25 protein-coding genes and 1 pseudogene are annotated in these 18,354 nt (G+C 46.8%); 13 read left to right on the top strand and 13 right to left on the bottom strand.

Features of this window, described 5'->3' with window-relative positions; translation table 11 throughout:
• Positions 1 to 57: 57 nt before the first annotated feature.
• Positions 58 to 1,341, bottom strand: coding sequence for an NAD(P)-binding domain-containing protein (locus tag BLT91_RS06975; protein WP_090818589.1), 1,284 nt, complete (start codon positions 1,339 to 1,341; stop codon positions 58 to 60).
• 205 nt (positions 1,342 to 1,546) lie between these two features.
• On the opposite strand from BLT91_RS06975, the gene BLT91_RS06970 reads away from it, so the two are divergent.
• The 8 genes from BLT91_RS06970 to BLT91_RS06940 all read left to right on the top strand — a co-directional run bounded on the left by BLT91_RS06970 (position 1,547) and on the right by BLT91_RS06940 (position 6,022).
• On the top strand, positions 1,547 to 2,902 hold the full coding sequence (locus BLT91_RS06970; RefSeq protein ID WP_090818583.1) for a glucose-6-phosphate isomerase: 1,356 nt from the start codon (positions 1,547 to 1,549) through the stop codon (positions 2,900 to 2,902).
• A 169-nt stretch (positions 2,903 to 3,071) separates the two neighbouring features.
• A complete protein-coding gene (locus BLT91_RS06965; RefSeq protein WP_090818580.1) occupies positions 3,072 to 3,713 on the top strand; it encodes a YigZ family protein in 642 nt (213 codons plus the stop codon).
• A gap of 61 nt (positions 3,714 to 3,774) precedes the next feature.
• Positions 3,775 to 4,431 carry a TetR/AcrR family transcriptional regulator gene (locus tag BLT91_RS06960; RefSeq protein WP_090818577.1) on the top strand — a complete coding sequence of 219 codons (657 nt, stop codon included), beginning with the start codon at positions 3,775 to 3,777 and terminating at the stop codon, positions 4,429 to 4,431.
• A 129-nt stretch (positions 4,432 to 4,560) separates the two neighbouring features.
• Positions 4,561 to 4,785, top strand: a complete 225-nt coding sequence (locus BLT91_RS06955) for a DUF1128 domain-containing protein (RefSeq protein ID WP_090819816.1) — start codon at positions 4,561 to 4,563, stop codon at positions 4,783 to 4,785.
• A gap of 8 nt (positions 4,786 to 4,793) precedes the next feature.
• Positions 4,794 to 5,000: a hypothetical protein gene (locus BLT91_RS31345; RefSeq protein WP_175532127.1), complete on the top strand. Its 207-nt coding sequence runs from the start codon at positions 4,794 to 4,796 to the stop codon at positions 4,998 to 5,000.
• Positions 4,997 to 5,311: a 50S ribosomal protein L33 gene (locus BLT91_RS06950; RefSeq protein WP_090818574.1), complete on the top strand. Its 315-nt coding sequence runs from the start codon at positions 4,997 to 4,999 to the stop codon at positions 5,309 to 5,311. Before BLT91_RS31345 ends, BLT91_RS06950 begins: the two co-directional genes overlap by 4 nt.
• Before the next feature lie 187 nt (positions 5,312 to 5,498).
• On the top strand, positions 5,499 to 5,741 hold the full coding sequence (locus tag BLT91_RS06945; RefSeq protein ID WP_090818571.1) for a spore germination protein: 243 nt from the start codon (positions 5,499 to 5,501) through the stop codon (positions 5,739 to 5,741).
• Positions 5,742 to 5,761: 20 nt separating this feature from the next.
• Entirely contained in the window at positions 5,762 to 6,022 is a 261-nt protein-coding gene (locus tag BLT91_RS06940) for a hypothetical protein (protein WP_090818568.1), read from the top strand.
• Positions 6,023 to 6,042: 20 nt separating this feature from the next.
• On the opposite strand, the gene BLT91_RS06935 is transcribed toward BLT91_RS06940, so the two are convergent.
• The 8 genes from BLT91_RS06935 to BLT91_RS06900 all read right to left on the bottom strand — a co-directional run bounded on the left by BLT91_RS06935 (position 6,043) and on the right by BLT91_RS06900 (position 10,357).
• On the bottom strand, positions 6,043 to 6,378 hold the full coding sequence (locus BLT91_RS06935; protein ID WP_141224944.1) for a hypothetical protein: 336 nt from the start codon (positions 6,376 to 6,378) through the stop codon (positions 6,043 to 6,045).
• A 27-nt stretch (positions 6,379 to 6,405) separates the two neighbouring features.
• Positions 6,406 to 6,909 carry a hypothetical protein gene (locus tag BLT91_RS06930; protein ID WP_141224943.1) on the bottom strand — a complete coding sequence of 168 codons (504 nt, stop codon included), beginning with the start codon at positions 6,907 to 6,909 and terminating at the stop codon, positions 6,406 to 6,408.
• A gap of 8 nt (positions 6,910 to 6,917) precedes the next feature.
• Positions 6,918 to 7,136: a hypothetical protein gene (locus BLT91_RS06925; protein ID WP_090818562.1), complete on the bottom strand. Its 219-nt coding sequence runs from the start codon at positions 7,134 to 7,136 to the stop codon at positions 6,918 to 6,920.
• Between the two features lie 158 nt (positions 7,137 to 7,294).
• Entirely contained in the window at positions 7,295 to 7,738 is a 444-nt protein-coding gene (locus tag BLT91_RS06920; protein ID WP_090818559.1) for an Hsp20/alpha crystallin family protein, read from the bottom strand.
• 101 nt (positions 7,739 to 7,839) lie between these two features.
• The gene (locus BLT91_RS06915) at positions 7,840 to 8,133 is read right to left on the bottom strand and encodes an alpha/beta-type small acid-soluble spore protein (RefSeq protein WP_090818557.1); all 294 of its coding nucleotides are present in this window, start codon (positions 8,131 to 8,133) and stop codon (positions 7,840 to 7,842) included.
• A 20-nt stretch (positions 8,134 to 8,153) separates the two neighbouring features.
• Positions 8,154 to 8,600 carry a GtrA family protein gene (locus BLT91_RS06910; protein WP_254776815.1) on the bottom strand — a complete coding sequence of 149 codons (447 nt, stop codon included), beginning with the start codon at positions 8,598 to 8,600 and terminating at the stop codon, positions 8,154 to 8,156.
• 4 nt (positions 8,601 to 8,604) lie between these two features.
• Positions 8,605 to 9,627 carry a glycosyltransferase family 2 protein gene (locus tag BLT91_RS06905; protein WP_254776814.1) on the bottom strand — a complete coding sequence of 341 codons (1,023 nt, stop codon included), beginning with the start codon at positions 9,625 to 9,627 and terminating at the stop codon, positions 8,605 to 8,607.
• A 424-nt stretch (positions 9,628 to 10,051) separates the two neighbouring features.
• Positions 10,052 to 10,357 carry an ArsR/SmtB family transcription factor gene (locus tag BLT91_RS06900; RefSeq protein ID WP_090818549.1) on the bottom strand — a complete coding sequence of 102 codons (306 nt, stop codon included), beginning with the start codon at positions 10,355 to 10,357 and terminating at the stop codon, positions 10,052 to 10,054.
• Positions 10,358 to 10,430: 73 nt separating this feature from the next.
• Here BLT91_RS06900 and BLT91_RS06895 point away from each other — a divergent pair, with 73 nt between their 5' ends.
• A complete protein-coding gene (locus BLT91_RS06895) occupies positions 10,431 to 10,820 on the top strand; it encodes a hypothetical protein (RefSeq protein WP_090818546.1) in 390 nt (129 codons plus the stop codon).
• A 93-nt stretch (positions 10,821 to 10,913) separates the two neighbouring features.
• Positions 10,914 to 11,042, top strand: a pseudogene (locus BLT91_RS32665) (VOC family protein); the annotation flags it as partial.
• A gap of 78 nt (positions 11,043 to 11,120) precedes the next feature.
• Here BLT91_RS32665 and BLT91_RS06885 read toward each other — a convergent pair.
• A complete protein-coding gene (locus BLT91_RS06885) occupies positions 11,121 to 11,726 on the bottom strand; it encodes a DUF2087 domain-containing protein (RefSeq protein WP_090818544.1) in 606 nt (201 codons plus the stop codon).
• 200 nt (positions 11,727 to 11,926) lie between these two features.
• Here BLT91_RS06885 and BLT91_RS06880 point away from each other — a divergent pair, with 200 nt between their 5' ends.
• Both BLT91_RS06880 and BLT91_RS06875 read left to right on the top strand, forming a co-directional pair.
• Positions 11,927 to 12,565, top strand: a complete 639-nt coding sequence (locus BLT91_RS06880; RefSeq protein WP_090818541.1) for a futalosine hydrolase — start codon at positions 11,927 to 11,929, stop codon at positions 12,563 to 12,565.
• A 1-nt stretch (position 12,566) separates the two neighbouring features.
• Positions 12,567 to 13,415, top strand: coding sequence for a 1,4-dihydroxy-6-naphtoate synthase (locus BLT91_RS06875; protein ID WP_090818538.1), 849 nt, complete (start codon positions 12,567 to 12,569; stop codon positions 13,413 to 13,415).
• Between the two features lie 312 nt (positions 13,416 to 13,727).
• Here the strand turns inward: BLT91_RS06875 and BLT91_RS06870 are convergent, their stop codons facing one another.
• The 3 genes from BLT91_RS06870 to BLT91_RS06860 all read right to left on the bottom strand — a co-directional run bounded on the left by BLT91_RS06870 (position 13,728) and on the right by BLT91_RS06860 (position 17,105).
• Entirely contained in the window at positions 13,728 to 14,873 is a 1,146-nt protein-coding gene (locus BLT91_RS06870; RefSeq protein ID WP_090818534.1) for an NADH-dependent flavin oxidoreductase, read from the bottom strand.
• Positions 14,874 to 15,116: 243 nt separating this feature from the next.
• Positions 15,117 to 16,073 carry a D-2-hydroxyacid dehydrogenase gene (locus tag BLT91_RS06865; RefSeq protein ID WP_090818532.1) on the bottom strand — a complete coding sequence of 319 codons (957 nt, stop codon included), beginning with the start codon at positions 16,071 to 16,073 and terminating at the stop codon, positions 15,117 to 15,119.
• 21 nt (positions 16,074 to 16,094) lie between these two features.
• Positions 16,095 to 17,105, bottom strand: coding sequence for an RluA family pseudouridine synthase (locus tag BLT91_RS06860; RefSeq protein ID WP_090818530.1), 1,011 nt, complete (start codon positions 17,103 to 17,105; stop codon positions 16,095 to 16,097).
• A 938-nt stretch (positions 17,106 to 18,043) separates the two neighbouring features.
• On the opposite strand from BLT91_RS06860, the gene BLT91_RS06855 reads away from it, so the two are divergent.
• Positions 18,044 to 18,268: a hypothetical protein gene (locus BLT91_RS06855; RefSeq protein WP_090818527.1), complete on the top strand. Its 225-nt coding sequence runs from the start codon at positions 18,044 to 18,046 to the stop codon at positions 18,266 to 18,268.
• Positions 18,269 to 18,354: the final 86 nt, after the last annotated feature.

Raw genomic sequence — 18,354 nt, 5'->3', positions numbered from 1 at the left:
CATTGTTCATTAGGAATAATTAGCCTTAGTGACAGCTTGTCCGCCTCTTGAGAATCACTACAAAGCATACTCAATATGATCCGCGACATACTGTTCCAGCTTGATCCGCACGTAAGGCGGCAGACCGGATAGCATGCAGCCATAGCGGAAGTTGCGGCCATCGGTCTCGATACGAATCACGCGAGCTGTGATTGGCGGAAGCTCCGCTTCCTGCGGGAAGTGGATGACGATGAACATGTCCGGCGCAAGCGGGGCGGCTGATGTGATCTGCAGTCCGCTCTCCGACAAGTCGAAGAGGGTGCCGTCGATGTTTTGGCCGGAGAAGGAGCCTTCCTGCTCCCATTGGTAAATGGACAGCTTCAAGCTGATGTCCAGCTTCACACGTGTGTTCCGGCGGCGTTCACGGCCAGAGAGCGGCGATGCCGGTTTCTCTTTAACGATGACAGGCTCGCTAGGTCTTACAACCTGCTGACCCATCCAATCTTCATAGCACTGAATGACGGAGCTCAGATCTTCATCACCGAGGCCTTTGCTAAGGCCCATCTGGAACAAGCCCGTAGCCGTTTGAAGCAGTGGCGTCGGCAATTGCAGCTTGCTGGTGAGCTCCTGTGCAAGCAACAGGTCCTTCAGCATCAGCTTCAGCGAGAATTGATTGCTGAAATCGCGATCGAGAATCTTATCGCCTTTCAGCTCGACTTGCTTGCTGTTTGCTCCACCGGAGCGAACGATTTCTAGGAATTGAGCAGGGTTAATGCCTGCTTTGGTTGCGATCGTTAAGCCTTCGGCTAGGCCGACCAGATTAATGCCCACCATTGTGTTATTGGCAAGCTTGGCATAAGAACCGGAGCCGCTAGGTCCGAGGTAAAGTGCTTTGCTGCCTAGTTCGAGGAACAAATGTTGATGCTCGTCGAACACTTCTTTGCTGCCGCCAACCATGAAAGTAAGCGTGCCTGCTTCAGCAGCAGTTACAGTGCCACTGACAGGCGCGTCGAGGAAGTCGACGAAATGCGCCGCGAGCTCCTCAGCCAGCTTTTGACTTGTTTGCGGGGAAACGGTACTGGAGTCAATAACCGTGAGAGCTGGATGAATGCCGCTCAGAATGCCTTGCTCACTGTAGAACGTTTCCAGCAGTGCAGCATCATTGCTTAGCATCGTGATCAGCACATCCGAACTGCGAGCTACCTCCGCAGGGGTCAAGGCCGCTTCTGCACCAAGTCGGACCAGCTCGTCTGCTTTTTCAGCAGTCCGATTATATACAGTTACCATAAAACCTTTTTGAATAAGGTTAGCAGCCATGGGTTTACCCATTGTGCCAAGTCCGATAAAGCCGATACGTTTCATGATCATTCACCTCTAGGATCATTTTATCATGGGAATTATTGCCTGTGAATTACTTTATAGGGATCTTTGGTCGGAGACCAAAGTCTCTCCGCTTACGCGATCGTTCATCGTTGAATATCATTCAATATAGGATCGCTTACTTGCTTTTGGACAGGCAAATAAGTATGCTAGGATAAGGAAAAAATTAGAGATGGAGGCGAACATAATGAGTAAGAAACTACACTTTGATTACAGTAAAGCATTGTCTTTTTTATCCCAGCATGAGGTCGATTATTTGTCGGCTCAAGTGGAGCTAGCGCATGAACAGCTGCATAACAAAACGGGTGCGGGTTCAGATTATTTAGGTTGGGTCGATCTTCCTGAGAATTATAATCGCGAGGAATTTGCTCGCATTCAGGCTTCCGCTAAACAAATTCAGTCCGACTCCGAGGCGCTTGTCGTTATCGGCATTGGTGGTTCCTATCTGGGTGCGCGTGCGGCGATGGAGATGTTGTCACATTCTTTCTATAATATTTTGCCAAAAGATAAACGGAAGACGCCTGAGATTTATTTCGTAGGAAATAATATCAGCTCTACCTATGTTACGCATTTACTTCAACTGCTTGAAGGTAAAGATTTCTCCGTGAACGTGATCTCGAAGTCCGGTACGACAACAGAGCCAGCGATTGCTTTCCGTATCTTCCGTGAACTTTTGGAGAAGAAATACGGTAAGGATGCCGCGCGTAAACGTATCTATGCAACAACGGATCAAGCGAAGGGTGCTCTGAAAACACTCGCAACAGCCGAAGGATACGAAACTTTTGTCATTCCAGATGATGTGGGTGGGCGTTATTCCGTACTAACAGCTGTAGGCTTGCTGCCAATCGCAACAGCCGGCATTGATGTGGAAGCCATTATGAAAGGCGCGGCGGATGCGCAGCATGAATTCTCTAATCCGAAGCTAAGCGAGAATCAAAGCTATCAATACGCAGCTGTTCGTAACGCACTTTACCGTAAAGGGAAAACGATCGAAATTCTCGTCAATTACGAGCCTTCCTTGCATTTCGTTTCGGAGTGGTGGAAGCAATTGTTCGGGGAAAGCGAAGGGAAAGATTACAAAGGTATTTATCCAGCATCCGTTGACTTCTCGACAGATCTTCACTCAATGGGCCAGTTTGTTCAAGACGGCAACCGGATTCTGTTTGAAACGGTCATTCAGGTTGATCAAGTGGTTGATCATATTACAATCGGTACGGATCCCGATGATTTGGATGGCCTCAACTTCCTAAGCGGTAAAACGATGGATTTCGTGAACAAGAAGGCGTTCCAAGGCACCATGCTTGCACACACGGACGGAAATGTGCCGAACCTGATTGTAACGCTGCCGGATATGACACCTTACTCCTTCGGATATATGGTGTATTTCTTCGAAAAAGCATGTGGTATCAGCGGTTACCTGATGGGTGTGAATCCTTTTGACCAACCAGGTGTGGAAGCTTATAAAAAGAACATGTTTGCGCTTTTAGGCAAACCGGGCTATGAGAAAGAAAAAGCGGAGCTCGAAGCACGCTTACAGCAGTAATTTTAAGTAGGCAAGAACCAAAAACGATCAATCCAATCGGATAGGTCGTTTTTCTTATGAATAAATCCCATTATTTGTGTGGTAAATTTTCTTGCTATATTGTCGTAGTCAAAGGATGTGTGTAAAATATAATGAAACAGATTTTTCCTTTTACCAAGAAAGGTCGGCTATGCTAGCACATTTCAAAACTATCCAATCGTATGGATCGTCGGAAATCATCATCAAGAAGTCGCGTTTCATTGGTCATGCCAAACCGGTAGAGTCAGAAGAAGAAGCGACCCAATTTATTGAAGCAATCAAGAAGGAACATAGATCGGCAACACATAACTGCAGTGCCTATGTCATCGGAGATAGGGATCAGATTCAGAAGCAATCTGATGATGGGGAACCGAGCGGTACAGCAGGGAAGCCGATTCTGGAAGTGATTAAGCATCAAGGGCTTAAGAATATAGCTGTAGTCGTTACCCGTTATTTTGGCGGCATCATGCTTGGTGCGGGCGGACTCATTCGTGCCTATACGGATGGAGCCGTGGTAGGTATTGAAGCAGGCCAACCGATTTATAAAGTCAATCATCAAAAAGTGCTAATTGAGGTTGACTATACGTGGTATGGCAAAATTGAAAACGAGCTGAGAAATCAGGGAATGCTCCTAGGGGACATTCAGTTTACGGATAAAGTAACTGTAGCTTGTTATCCTTTGGCAGCGGCAGCGGAAGCATTTATCAACTGGGCAACAGACGTCACACAAGGTCAAAGCGTAATTATTGCTGGTGAGAACGAATACATGGTACATAAGAGTCTGCCGGAATAGGCAGGCTCGAAGCACACGGGCACAAGTAATTTCATAGAAGCTATGATGGGGAGGGATAGGAATGGCTAGGAAAGCAGTCGCTCAAGAGCTTAGCAGAGAACGGATACTTGCCGAGGCGCGGGAATTATTCGCTTCTTTCGGCTATCGCGCTTTAACGATGCGCAGCATCGCAAAAGCAATGGGGTACAGCCATGGTGCGTTATATTACCATTTTAATGAGAAAGCTGAACTGTTTTATGCATTAATTAAGGAAGATTTCTCCTTGCTGCTGCAGCGTCAGCGTGAAATGATTGTTCGTGAACATGGGTTTAGCGTGAATCTGCTCCAAAAGTTAATGCTGGAGTTTGTCTGGTTTGGTGTAAGTAATCCGAATCACTACGAAATGATGTTTATGATTAACGAGCCAGAGCTGCAGCACTATTCCCGTACCGAGCAAGCACAGTGCTTAGAAATGTTCGCTATTGTCATCAGACAGGTGATTGCCGATCAGCCGGGATCCGAGAGCAGGAAGTACACGCTTCCATGGAATTTGTTTATGTCCTTACATGGTCTAATTTCGTACTGCATTCAGTTTAAACAAACCTATGAGGATGTGCGGAAACTGGCTGAAGAGCATATCCGTCTTATTTGTGTCAGCTTGGATTTTGATTCCTATGAGCAGCAGCGTCCGCTTGTTAAAATGGTCAGCCCGAATCTCCCTAAAGCTATTGTTATATAAAATGAATCAAGGAAGTAAGACGTTAAGTCTTCCTTCCTTTTTTTGTTAGAGACAAGCTTATATTTTACATTAACCTGCATGTGCTATAAAATAATGAAAAGAGAAGCAGGGAAGGATGAACATAAAGCGATGGATTTGAATATATGGTCGGAAGAGAACGTGGAATTTATGTTTGAAGAAATTAAGAAAAAGCTGCGCATGGCTACAGGTGGATCGATCAAGGCCTCAAACGTGAAGCAAGAGGTTTACGAAGATCTGAAAGATTTGTATGATATGGTCGCCAGTAAAGATAGATTCAGCATTAGCGAGATTGATGCTATTACTACAGAGCTAGGCAAGATTCGTAAAGCATAAGCACTTATTTGAATAAAATTGCCGTTTTTCTGGCCTTATGGGCTGGAAATGCGGCTTTTTTTTGTTTAATACGGATTAAGAATGCCTTGGCAACCGCGTATGGACAACCGACTATTTTTACGGGAGAGTGGACAGCTATCCAAGCGATGTTACCTACACAGCCGTACACTGTAGAGCAATGTATCTCGGTGGCTGAAGGAGGTGGACGTTCATGACATCCAAAATACGTAAAGAAGACGTTCAAAAGTTGGTCGGAAAAAATATTGTAGCTCTTAAGAAAGACGGAACAAGCGTAGCTGGCAAATTGGTGCGGATCAGCGGAAACACATTAATTGTAGCTCCACAAAAAGGCAAAAAAGTTCAAGTAAAAGCTATTATTCCATTGGTATTGTTTGATTTGTTAGCGATTGGAACAGCACCTTATGCATATGGTGGCTATGGTGGCTATGGTGGGTACGGATATGGCGGTGGCTTTGGTTATCCTTATGGTGGTTTTGGTGGCTTCGGTCCAGGACTTTGGTTCTGAGGATTCTAAAAGAAGGAGGACTCTTTCCCGACTGGGAAAGGGTCCTTTTTGCATGGTATTGGAAACATTTCACGATTTTGGCACCAATCCGCTGCTAGATGAATAGGCTAACATACAAGTTTTCGGCAAAAGCCCTGCTAGTGGGGCAGAAGGAGCTGGAAGCTATCCTTGGACAGGAGTGAGCAGCATGCCGAGTTCCATCGTTTTTAACATGATCAATATTAATAATCTGAATACGAATTCGACCATCGGGATCGGTGAGAATGCGCAATCCAGCTGGGATTCGCACAGCAAAAACAATTACGGAACAGGTGAATTTATTGGGAATTCCGTATCCTCCAATATTGTGAATTTTATTTATGACAACGACTTTATCGATGCACCGATTAATGATCAGGACTTTAAACCGGCAGTCACTAATCAAGTATAATTGAATGGTAGGTGAAGGCCATGCAGAAGTTCCCTTACCAGTTGGATCCGCCGCTCATTCAATTTGATTCCATCCATGTTAATGCGATAGCCGATGCATCTGGCATTTTTATTGGTACGAATACACAAGTGTATTGGTCAACAAGCGGCAAAGGGAATAGCGGCCTTGGTGAAGTGAGAGGTGATAACAATTGTGTGCTTAATAATATCAACACGGTTTACGATAATGATATCATCGATGCCCCTTACACCAAAGGAGATTTGATTATTGGCCGTGTGTAAAAGCTTGCTCCGCAGCTGCTTTAGTCAGATGTCTGCGGAGCATTCGTCGTTTGTTCTACTGGAGGATTGGCAGGGGCTGGGGTGTAGCCGGACGTTTGGGCCTGCGCAGTAATCATCTCCTGAAGCCAATCGGGCGTTTCGTTATCGCCCACATTCAGCATATCAAGGAAATCGGAGTCGTTCAGCATGGAGCGAGTTCCGACTAATTGATTGTTGTCGCCATTAACAGCGCCAAAACCTTGTACGGTTTTCTGATTGCTCTGGAAATCAGTAGGCCAATTGTTGCCCATATTGATGCAGGATGCGCTTTCTACCGATCCAATACGGATCGAACCGATGATGAACGTTGGTGACATGAAGGATGACACTCGTGAATCACCTCTTTACGGTTTGGATTGTGGTGTAAATCGGTAGCCGGTCGAGGTTCGCTCTGGATTGGGAATGGTAGGATCTACTGGCGCAGCTTCTCCTCCATCGGCTGCTGAACGAGGATCGGCCTTATTTTCTTTTGATACATGAACACGTTTAAGGGCCTCATCAATGGGGCCTTTTTTCTCGTTCGGCTTGGCTCCAAAATTATTGCCCAAATTTAAGGAGCCACTGAGCTCATTGATATCAAGGTGATCCAATCGAAAGGTTAAGTTTTCTAAGACGGGTTGATGGATATGCAGTGCATCTATATGAATCTGTGGATGCTTGGCTGTCAGATTCGCCAATTCCTCCTCTAATTTGCGTAGACGCCGTTCTAATTGCTGAGTAGTTAGAGGAGTGACTGCTTCGGATCTAGCTTGGTTTGGGGTTGGAGCAGCAGTTGGAGCAGTAGTTATAGTTGTAGCTGTAGTTGGCTGCGGTTTGGGCGGCGGCGATTTTTTTTTTTGAAACCACATGGTTGATCTCAGCTCTTTCGTGTAAATGGTTTAAAATCAAAGGTATCGCCATCTTGGACAACATGCTTTCCGCCCATAATGACATTGTGCTCGCCATGTATTTCTCCGAGCCCCTGATTGACCTTCATGGAATGACGCCTTCCGATGATCCGATTTGTACCCTTATTCACACTAGATGTCTCCGTGATTCCATCGATATGAATAGATTGAAATTGAATGCGCACCACTATAATCCCCTCCATATCCGCATTTCCGAAACGATCTCCTTTTATTTATATGGGGACAAACGGAGATTCATTTCTTTTTTCCAAAACAAATAACGTCCGACCTTGGATACATAGGCGAGCAGGTGACAGAGTCACCGATCAGCCTAGTCGGTCGAACGTTACGTGAATTGAATAGGAATAACTTTCTCCCCATCGGGAGGAGCAAGCGGGATTCGGATGATGAGCAAACCGTTATGATACTGTGCCCGCATCTGCTCGGTCCTAGCTTTACCGGGTAAGCGAATAACTCTCTCAAATGCACCAAAGAAACGCTCGGACAGCCGCATCTGCTCATCAAGTACTTGGTAGGGTCGAACGAGCATTCCCCGCATAAGAAGCGATTGCTCTCGGAAAGAAAGCTGAATCTGTTCGGGAGAAGACAAGCCGGGAACTTCAGCCACAACAACAAGCTCCTGCGGTGTCTCATACATATCAATCCTTGGCCCGGTAAGCGGGATGATACTGGCAATGTCCTGCCAGAATTCGGGGCCCAGCACGTCGCCGGCTTGTGCCGACAGCCCTTTCCAATCGGGCTTCGACGATCGGTTGCCTGGGGGATTCATCGACCATCATCACCTGACTTCTACATAGAAAGTAGCGCTGCGAACAGCTTGCTACTAGTTTATGTACACCCGCGGCGGATTATGGCAGTCGGTCGATAACCTTATCGCTGCGGCGGTCGCTGATTAGCGAGTTGCTGCTGCGCCATGCGGACGAGCTCCCTTACCATAGCCCCACCGATTGGACCGCCAACCCTCCCTGCGTCTTCCGATTTTAGCTGCCCGTTGTAGCCTTGCTGCAGCGGAACGCCGAGGGTTCGGGCTACTTCATATTTCACCAGATCGGGTCGTTCCAGATTGACATTAAACCCTTGATTTTTCATGACCTGCGCCTTGAGCAGTCCCAAACCGTGTTCCGATCCAGGAACGATTGCTCGGTTGCTTCTTCTTCGTGCCATTAGGCATCACCTCTTGATGCTTAGGATGCCCAGCGGTTATTTGTAGCATTAGTCCGGAATGTAAAATATTTGTGTCCCAAGAAATTTCCAATCGTATACAAGCCATTTCCAACCAATATGGCTCCATTATGCAGCCAATCTGTACGCACATTAGGCATTATCGACTCTACTGCCAGAGCAAGCAGCCAACTTATGCTATACGACAGGCCATAACAGCTCAAAATAACAACAGCAAATTTCCACCAACTGCTGCCGATACTGACGTTCGAGCGAAACGTAAACGTACGATTCAACGTGAAGCTGACAATAGCACCAATGGTATTTCCCGCGAACGTCGATATCCAGTAATTAAGGCGCAGCAGATTAAAGAGAGCGAAGCTGGCAGAAAGACCAACCAACGTATTGAACAAACCGACAAGTAAGAAGCGTGCGAAGCTGCTAGACAACAATGCTCTTATTCGATTCATAGAATTATCGCCGAACAGAGGCTGCTTGGATGGAGGGAACCTTAACAGTTTCTTGATCTTTTGCCGGATTCAGTTCGGTTGCTGTTAAATCTTTCTCAATGACGTAAAGCGGACGCTGCTTCACTTCTTTATATATTTTTCCTATGTATTCGCCAATTAAACCGAGTGCCAGAAGCTGAACCCCTCCAATGAACCAGACCGATAAAATAAGCGATGTCCAACCAGTGACATTGGCCCCTAATATTTTGCCTGCGATTGCGTACAACCCGGCAAAGACACTTAGTAAGAACAGCAGGAAGCCCATTAATGTTACGAATCGGATGGGTGTCACACTGAAGGAAGTGATGCCATCGAAGGCGAATGCGAGCATTTTGCGCAGCGGATATTTGGATTCTCCGGCAAACCGTTCTTTACGGTCATAATAGACCTGGGTGGATGGGAAGCCGAGTAGAGGCACCATGCCGCGAAGAAATAAATTGACCTCTTGAAATTTCTCTAAATTTTCGAGCGCGCGTTTACTCATTAATCGGAAGTCCGCATGGTTGTAATGAATTTTCACACCAAGCGAAGTCATCAGCTTATAAAAGCCTTGGGCTGTAGCCCGCTTGAAAAACGTATCTGCGGAGCGATCTTGTCGGACGCCATATACGATATCGCAGCCTTCGTGGAATTTGACGATAAACTCGCGAATGGCGTTCGTGTCATCCTGTAGATCTGCATCAATGGAAACAACACAATCTGAATAGGATTTGGCTTTCATTAGTCCAGCAAGCAAGGCGCTTTGGTGACCGGCATTTTTCGCCAGTTTAAGTCCTGTGATGAAAGAATTGGAGGCATGGAAGCGTTCGATGAGCGCCCAAGTTGCATCCTTGCTGCCATCGTCAACAAAGAGTATAGTGCTTGAACTTGCAACTAGTTTATCTTCGATGAGGGCATCCAGTACGCTGCTAAGCTGGAATATCGTTTCTGGGAGTACTTCTTCTTCGTTATAACAAGGGACCACAATGGTCAAAATGGGATTAGCCACAATTCCTCGTCTCCATCCTGAATAGGTAGTAGAATACATGTAACTCATTAAGATTTAATTATAGCGTAAAAGGCCTCAAAAAAGTAAGCGGCCGGAACGGAAATCATCGTCCCAGCCGCTTTGTCTACCATTACCACCCAAATCCGAAAGTACTAAGAACGATAACCAAGAGGATGTATAGAACGAGAACTACAGATGTGCCAGTGTAAGGTACTGCAGGTCCGCAACCATAACTCATGTCAATCCCTCCCTTCACAACATTACTATATGTCATTTATCTAGAGGGCGTATGGATGAATGTCCAATTTCGGATATTTAAATTAGGTAACGTGTCCACTAGCTCCTTAATAATAAGCAGATTCCTATCGGGGAACCAACAAAAAAACTCCCCATCACCATGCTGAATCATAGTGAAAGGGAGCTCTTAGGCGTTAACTAAAGATAAAATGGTATCTAACAGCCCAGGAAACCTGGCTTGCAAATCTTCTCGGCGAAGGGATATATAGCGTGTAGTGCCTTCAATGCGTGTATGGACCAACCCTGACTCACGCAACACCTTAAAGTGATGGGAGAGAGTGGATTTGGGGATTTCAATTTCAATGGCGCTGCAGAACAGCTCACCCTGATCATGAAGTTTCTTAATTACACGAAGTCTGATCTCATCACTTAAAGCGTGTAAGATGGCTGATAATTCAAGATCGCTCCTAGCAGGATGGAAGATGGTTCTCATCGCAAGCGTTCACCTGCCTGTTTATAATGTAAACTCTTACAACTAATTATATCATATTTGGGGGCGGGATGAAATGAGTAGAGAAGCCATACTGCAGGCATTCAAGAATATAGATAACCGTGTATTAAAAGATAAGTTTGTTCCTTTAGACGAATTATTTCCGGAAGCTGAGATCGCTCAGTTGGAACAAGTGCTGGCCGAAGCGGGTTTAGATGAGGGGATCGGCGTTCTTACAGCATTTTTACATGCCAAATTTCAACCGGAGTTCAAACAAGATGCCATAATTGATATTTTGTCCAAGCTTTATCGCAGTCCTATGGAACAGGATGTCCCAAGCAGCGTGGCAGAAAGCGGGTACTCACAGCGGCAGTTCGAACGCATATGCTCGGAGCTAATCGGCATGTCCGCTAAACAGTTGAATACAGTGTCCAGGTTTAACTTGGCCAGGAATAACACCGGCTGAATACAAAAAGTGGATACTGCGTGCCTTTGAGCAAAGGAAGTAATCGAAGAATGTCGTATTTTTACAAGACGAATAACGAATGTTAATGCTATGATTCAAGGGACCTATGAGAACATGAAGTCCAAAGGTGTTGAATTCGAAGGGGAACTACAGGTTATGCAAGGGGGAACATTCGCCACATTCAAGGATGAGGATGGTAATTCGTTTCTTTTAAAAGGATAAGTAGCGAACAGAAAGGACGAGTTCTTAGATCGTGAAAACGATGGAGAACCGTCCTTTTTGCATGTGAATTTTTATGGCTTAAGATAAAGTTTCCCATTTGGCCCACATTTCCGGTGGATTAATTTCATAAACCTCGTTCTCGCGAAACATGAACTGGTGCATAATAAATTCTCGGCGAATCGTTGCAAAATCGGGATGATAGTTCTTAATCCGTGTATTCAGTTCTTTCTCTGTGTAGGTATGTCCTTTTTCAAATTGCTTTACGAGATGTTCCAGGACAATTAGTTTTTTCTTGAGCTGTGCAGGGACATGCTTGAGTTTGCCATCTAAGGTGAAAAAGTTTCGAATAACAGATTGCTTGAGGTTGAGATTTGCGTCTTCATCCTTCATGGGCACAGAACCTCCTTTCTTATTTTTATAAATGAGATCGGCTGTCGCGCTGGCATTGCTGCGAAGGAAATAGTCATTCAAAGCGAAATAAATCGTGTTCTTATCTCTGCGTTCATGGATCAGGCTGGCTTCGCGAAGCTTGGAGGCGTGATGGGTGATGGTAGCTGGAGTTACACCCAGTTTTTCGGCAAGAACTTGACCGTTCAGCTCTCCTTCAGCTAGCAGGATAAGCATTCGAATACGCGTCGCGTCTGCGAGAGCCTTGTGATAGGTGATGATTTTATCTAATTGCATGGCGTTAGCACCTCCGAACTAGTTTTCGATTAGATCATTATCTAATTAGATGATAATTAAATTAGATCGCAATGTCAACTCGATTTAATCGAAGGAAGAGTTTGATTGTTCTCGAAAGTTTCCTATTTGATCTTGGTCATGTAAAATAAAATTATCAATATATCTGATGGTTATTTATCATAAAGGGGATAGGCACAACAATGCGTGTACTTGTAATGACAGCTGTAGCGCCTGAAAGGGATGCTGTCCAGCGGGGTCTTGGCCATGACAGCAGGTTTGAATTCGCTTTGGCTGGTGTGGGGCTTGCAGCCGCTGCAGTTAACGGAGCGATGGAGCTTGCTAAAGCTGAATATGATTTCGTTGTTATCGCCGGCATTGCTGGCGGATTTGTAGGGCAAGCGGAGATAGGCTCGCTGGTTGTAGCGAGCGAGATCATTGCCGCTGACCTTGGCGTGGAGCTGCTCGAAGGCTTCAGCAGCTTGGACGAGCTGGGCTTCGGCTCGACGCGAGTTAGCGTCGCCGCTGATGCAGCTGAGCGAGTGCTGGCGGCGCTGCTCGCCGCCGGTTTGCCCGCGCAAACGGCGCCGGTGCTCACGGTAGCGACGGCCACAGGGACGGCAGCTACTGCAGCAGCGCTAGCTGCGCGTGTGCCTGGAGCCGCAGCCGAAGCCATGGAAGGCTTCGGCATAGCAACAGCCGCTCATCTGCGCGGTGTGCCTGTGCTGGAGATCCGCGCGATCTCCAACGCGGTTGGTCCTCGTGACCGTGATGCCTGGCGCATCGGTGATGCCTTGAAAGCTTTAGAAGCAGCAAGTTCAGTCTTAGCGGAGGTGCTTTAATATGAAGATTGCTTACTCACCTTGTCCAAACGATACGTTTGTTTTCCATGCTTGGGCGCATGGATTAATCCCGGGCGCCCCCGAACTGGATCTCTTATACGCCGACATCGACATTACGAACCGGCTGGCTGCCGAAGGCAGCGGCCCCGATGTGCTCAAGATCTCTTACGCAGCACTGCCTTGGGTGCTGCAGGATTACGCCCTGCTGCCCTGCGGCGGCGCCTTGGGCAGAGGCTGCGGACCGCTGGTGCTGACGAAGATCAGCGGTCCAGCGGGAACAGCCCCAGACCCGGCCATGCTGAGCGGCCGCCGGGTCGCTGTGCCGAGCGAGCGCTCGACCGCGTATTTACTGTTCCGCCTCTGGGCGGAACAGAACGTCCCCGGCGGTGTTGGCGAAATCGTGGTCATGCCGTTTCACGAGATCATGCCCGCCGTGCGGGACGGCCTCATCGATGCCGGCCTCGTCATTCATGAAGCGCGCTTCACTTACCCGTCGTACGGGTTAGCGCTTCTCACAGATCTGGGCAGTTGGTGGGAGTCAGACACCAACCTGCCGATCCCGCTGGGCGCCATCATTGCGCGGCGCTCCCTTGATCTGGAGGCGCTTGCGGGCTGGGCCCGCGCCTCAGTCGAATACGCGTGGGCGCATCCGGAAGCATCGCGCGACTACGTCATGCAGCACGCGCAGGAAATGGACCCGCAGGTTGCGCAGGCGCATATCGACCTGTACGTAAACGAGTTCACCGCAAATCTTGGTGATAGCGGCTATGGCGCCGTCTTAACCTTGCTCCAGCGGGCTGCCGAGGCAGGGCTCGTGCCGCAGATGGATTATGCGACCCTATTGAAATAAAGGTTTGTAAGCTTAAGAGTTCTATTGCAGGAATTGCAATAGAACTCTTACATTCAGCTTTTAAATTGAATTTTACTGTATATGTGGCTAATTGAGGAAATACTAAAAAACCGTATAAGTGTGTGTTAACACTTATACGGCCATGATAATTATGCTGTGAATACCCACAGCCCGTATAGTTTGAACTAGCGATGACCCCGATCAGGGCGCCAACTTAAGTGTACTATAATTTGAAGTAGGTAATAACGTATCCAACGTTATTATTTACTTCTTTTTCATTTGTCTTGTTCGATCCGATGCGTTGCTCATTCATCACTTGCTTGCTGTTTCCTCAGCGACTGGGAACCAGCCCGTTCTGTTCCTAATTAAATTCCATAAGGGATCGGGAATAACAAGCTTAGCTTGATCCTGTTTCGAAATAACCGTAGAAATTTCGGAAAGTCGATTTTCCTTGACCTTTTGCACCCAATCTGGATCGATAATCAACTCACGGCCGATTGCGATTAAAGGCAGACCTAGCTGCAGCGCATCCCGAGCATCATCTGCCGTACGAATAGAGCCGACACCAATCAGAGGTACTCTGCCGTTAATGCGCTCTTGAATCCACTCGACGCGAGTGCGGGATTCATCTGCGCCTCTGCGAGGCAAAGAACGGAAGTCATTGAGTGATATGTGTAAGTAATCGAGGTCCTTGTCAGCTAACGCATCGACAAGAGCGAATGTCTCCACCATCGTGATGCCTGGTGTCGTATCTTCTTCCGGCGAGAAGCGATAGCCGACGATGAACGGCTCTCTGGCGTGGGCGACAACAACACGCTTTACTTCATCTACAATGGCCAGCGGGAACGCCATCCTTTTTTCCAGGCTGCCGCCCCATTTGTCGTTGCGAAGGTTCGTATGGGGTGAAAAGAACTGCTGAATCAGGTAGCCATTAGCGCCATGAATCTCAACGCCGTCGCAGCCCGCTTCTATCGCGCGACGCGTCGTTTCGCCGAAAGCGCTAATGATCTCCTCCACCTCGATTTCAGTCAGGGCACGAGGTGATGCGCCTCCTACTTGATCTTGGTTGCTTGCGACTTCACTCGCGCTAACGATGTCGCCATTTGGCACTAACGATGGCGGGCAGTGCCGGCCATTGTGGCAAATTTGCAGCACCGCTTTAGCCCCTTGCGCCTGTATCGTTTGAGCAAGCGAACGTAAGCTTGGAATCATCGCGTCGCTGTCTCCGGAGAATTGACCGGGGAAACCTTTTCCATTGGGAGTCACATAAGTGTTTGCCGTAATCACCATACTAACGCCTTGGCAACGCCGAGCGTAGTAAGCAAGTTCCGCACTCGATACCGTGCCGTCTTCGTTCGAAGAGCAATTCGTCATAGGTGCCATGACGAAGCGGTTTTTCAATTCAACCCCTGATTTCAGCTGGAAGGATTCGAATAGTGATGAATAGGAAGAAGTCATAGTGGTTCCTTTCCTTTATCTTTAAATTAGATAGATAGCCTTAATTTATCATTTAATATTATACAACCAGGATCATTTCATAACCTACCGCACTGCGATTTTATCAAAGTAACGGAGAACGTTAGCTATGTTCATATCATCATTTACATGTACACAAAGAAAGAGTGCTTTAAGCACTCTTTCCTTTGCAAATAAGTCTTGATAAGTTAACCTAATCCAGTGGTTTTTCACTTGCCTAGATACCTACCTAATCACATTCACCGGATGCCCTTCCACAAAAGCACGAACATTATCAACAGCCGCAGCCATCAGCCTAGCTCGTGCTTCTTGAGTTGCCCAAGCGATATGCGGGGTAATGATCACATTTCGCGCATGCAGCAAGGGATTGTCCGGACGTGGAGGTTCTAACGTCAAAACATCCAGACCAGCTCCCGCCAATCTGCCTTCATTCAACGCATGAGCGACATCTTCTTCATTCAGAAGGCCGCCTCTTGCCGTATTCAGTAAAATAGCGTTCGGTTTCATGAGAGCTATCCGTTTAGCATTGATGAGCTGATTCGTAGCCGGTGTCAAAGGGCAGTGGAGACTAATGACATCAGAGCGCTGCAAAAGCTCGTCGATTTGCACCCATGCAATGCCTTCCACAGGTTGAGGCACACTTTTGCCGCTGCCTGTAGCGATAACATTCATCCCAAGCGCTTGCGCAATCAAAGCAGTTTGTTTACCGATTTGCCCTAGGCCGATAAGTCCCATTGTTTTGCCGGCTAACTCTATAAACGAAGAACGGCTGTAGCTGAAATCAACCGACCTAGACCAATCCCCTTTAAGCACGCTGTCACTATGCAGCTGCACACGATGGCAAAATTCCAACAACAATGCAAATACCAACTGAGCAACAGAGTGCGTGCTATAAGTTGGAACATTTGTGATAATGATGCCTTTCTCCTTAGCCGCTTGAAGATCAATGATATTGTACCCGGTAGCAAGTACGCCAATATAGCGGAGCTTAGGCAACTGCTGAAGGATTTCTGCGGAAAGCGGCGTCTTATTCGTCAACACAATTTCAGCCTCAGCCGCACGTTCAAGGATCTGAGATACCGCAGTACGATCATAGACAACAAGCTCTCCAAGTGAGTTTAAACCGTCCCAGTCCAGATCTCCGGGATTTAATGTATAGCCGTCAAGTACAACGATTCGCATCTTGTAAAGTCTCCTAGCTTATTATTTTTTCGCAGGTAGTTCTCGGAAAGGATTTAAAAACGACTTCGGAATGTTCGTCTCAAAACGCAGCAATTGTCCAGTTGTCGGGTGCAAAAAGGCAAGAACCCGCGCATGAAGTCCAAGGCGGCCAATTTCCTTCGTTTTTGAACCATACTTCTTATCGCCAACAACGGGGTGGCCGATGTCCTGCATATGAACGCGGATTTGATTTTTACGGCCTGTTTCCAAATTGACCTCAAGAAGTGAGAAGCTTCGATTAGATTGTATTGTTTTGTAATGTGTAACCGCGTGCTGCCCATCATTCGGATACGGAGTTGAAAACATTTTAAGCGATTTCGTGTGCTCCTTGAGCCATGAGGAAATGGTCCCTTCGGGCTTTTTCACCATACCTTCAACCAAGGCTACGTAAGTGCGCTCTTTTACACTGTCCTGCCAAGTGTTCTGTAAGTGCTGTTGGGCCTTCTCGTTTTTGGCAAACATCATCACGCCTGATGTATCACGATCAAGTCTATGTACAACGAAAATCCGTGCCTTTGGATCATGATTCCGTACATGCGCCGTAAGCTGGCGATAGGCTGTAATCTCATTTTCCTGAGCATTAGCGGCGATGGATAATAGTCCGGTATCCTTTTGAATGACAATGACATCCTCATCCTCATGCAAAATAGACATGCCAGCCAAAGGAATATCTTCGACGACTTTATCTTTGTTGATAGTCACCGTTTGCTCAGGCTGCAAGGGATAGTTATAAGCTGTGACGGCCTTGCCATTCACCGCGACTTGCCCTCGGGCAAGGATGGCTTTGACAGAGTTCCGGCCCAGACTGGAAAGTTTATCTAATAAAAAAGGCAGAAGCTCAACTGGTTCCTTGACGGTATACTGGCGAGTGTTCGTATCTTGGTTTCCCTTGAACGGAGTTTGATTGTGGCTTTGGTTCTTGCTGATTTTGAATTTCGGGTTGTGATTCTGATGTTTGATTGGACTTTGATTCTTACCTTGTTTATTTTGCATGAAAGAAGACCTCCAATTTTTGGTCGTTTAAAAGTGTTCTGAATTAGCTGATCTTTTGCATTATTATCGTTATATGACCTGACCTGTCGCCCGATGACTCTACACCAACCACATGCAAAAAGTACAGTAAATCATCAATTATTTCCGATATTTAATTGCAATCATGTATTTTGTACATCAAATATTCTCATTTTATCCTAAATATGATAGTATGCGCCGAATTAGATGCACTTTTTGCATGATTTAACGTGAAAACGCCGAGATAGGCTGATTTTGCTGTACTTTTTACATCAACTCTGCTCGCCTGTCGCCTGACTCACGAGATCAGGTGTATAGAGCTAGCTGCTCCAAGTAACCTAAATGCCTACGGAACATACCGCTGATAAGCAGTAACTAACAGCCGACCACATGATTCTCCTTACAATATACCACGTTCGCAAAAACAAAAGAAACGCCGCGATAGAAACTCCAGTGGCGTTCCGCCTCCTGCTTACGAGTAAAACTACTTGAGAGATAACCCTTTTCTGCTGCAATTCTAGATCCACTTACCCGACTTCAGCAGCAGGACTTGCTATAAAGCATGAAGTTCAACCGGCACAAAGGATTATGCTGAGCAGCAGTCTGTTCTTGTGCTGGGTAACAGAAGAAACCATATTGCGCTGGAGGAGCTTGTGGTTTCTTCTGTTGCAAAGGAAACAATGGATAATTTGTTTTTGGTTGGCGGTGGGGGCTGAGAGCACTTGGAGTGCAGGTAGAGAATACGGTCTGAGAACACGGAAAAGTACTTCTCAGAAGGCAGAATGGTGCGAAACCGCAGTGAGACGTCCGAAAAGGACGGCTCTGACGGCTCAACACCTGTATTTGCTTTGTATGCATACTCCCAAGGAGGGGAAGACTTACAGCTATAACCCTCGTGTGAGAAAAGGTGGGAATTCCCTATGCTTTTATATCAGTTAACGCAATGGTTCGAAGAGCGTACTACGCTGCAGAAGGCTTTGCACAGTGGAGCAGCCGAAAGCCCTGGAGACTTGCAACTGAGAATTCAAGAAGTTGAAGATCAGCTGCATTCACATGCCGAACGCTGGAAAAATGCGATTCAGGAAGCCTCCTATTTGCAGTTCCCTTATGAAAATCCTCATCTGGATGATGATATGGTTCTTTAGTGCTTGGGAGGGCTTACCTTTGTATTTCCTCGGTTTTCGTGTAGAATTAGATAGAACAATAAACGAGAACAGAACGAGGTTTTTTT

This window comes from Paenibacillus sp. yr247 (assembly GCF_900103825.1).
Lineage (GTDB): Bacteria > Bacillota > Bacilli > Paenibacillales > NBRC-103111 > Paenibacillus_E.
This window is presented reverse-complemented; position numbering and strand designations above follow the sequence as displayed.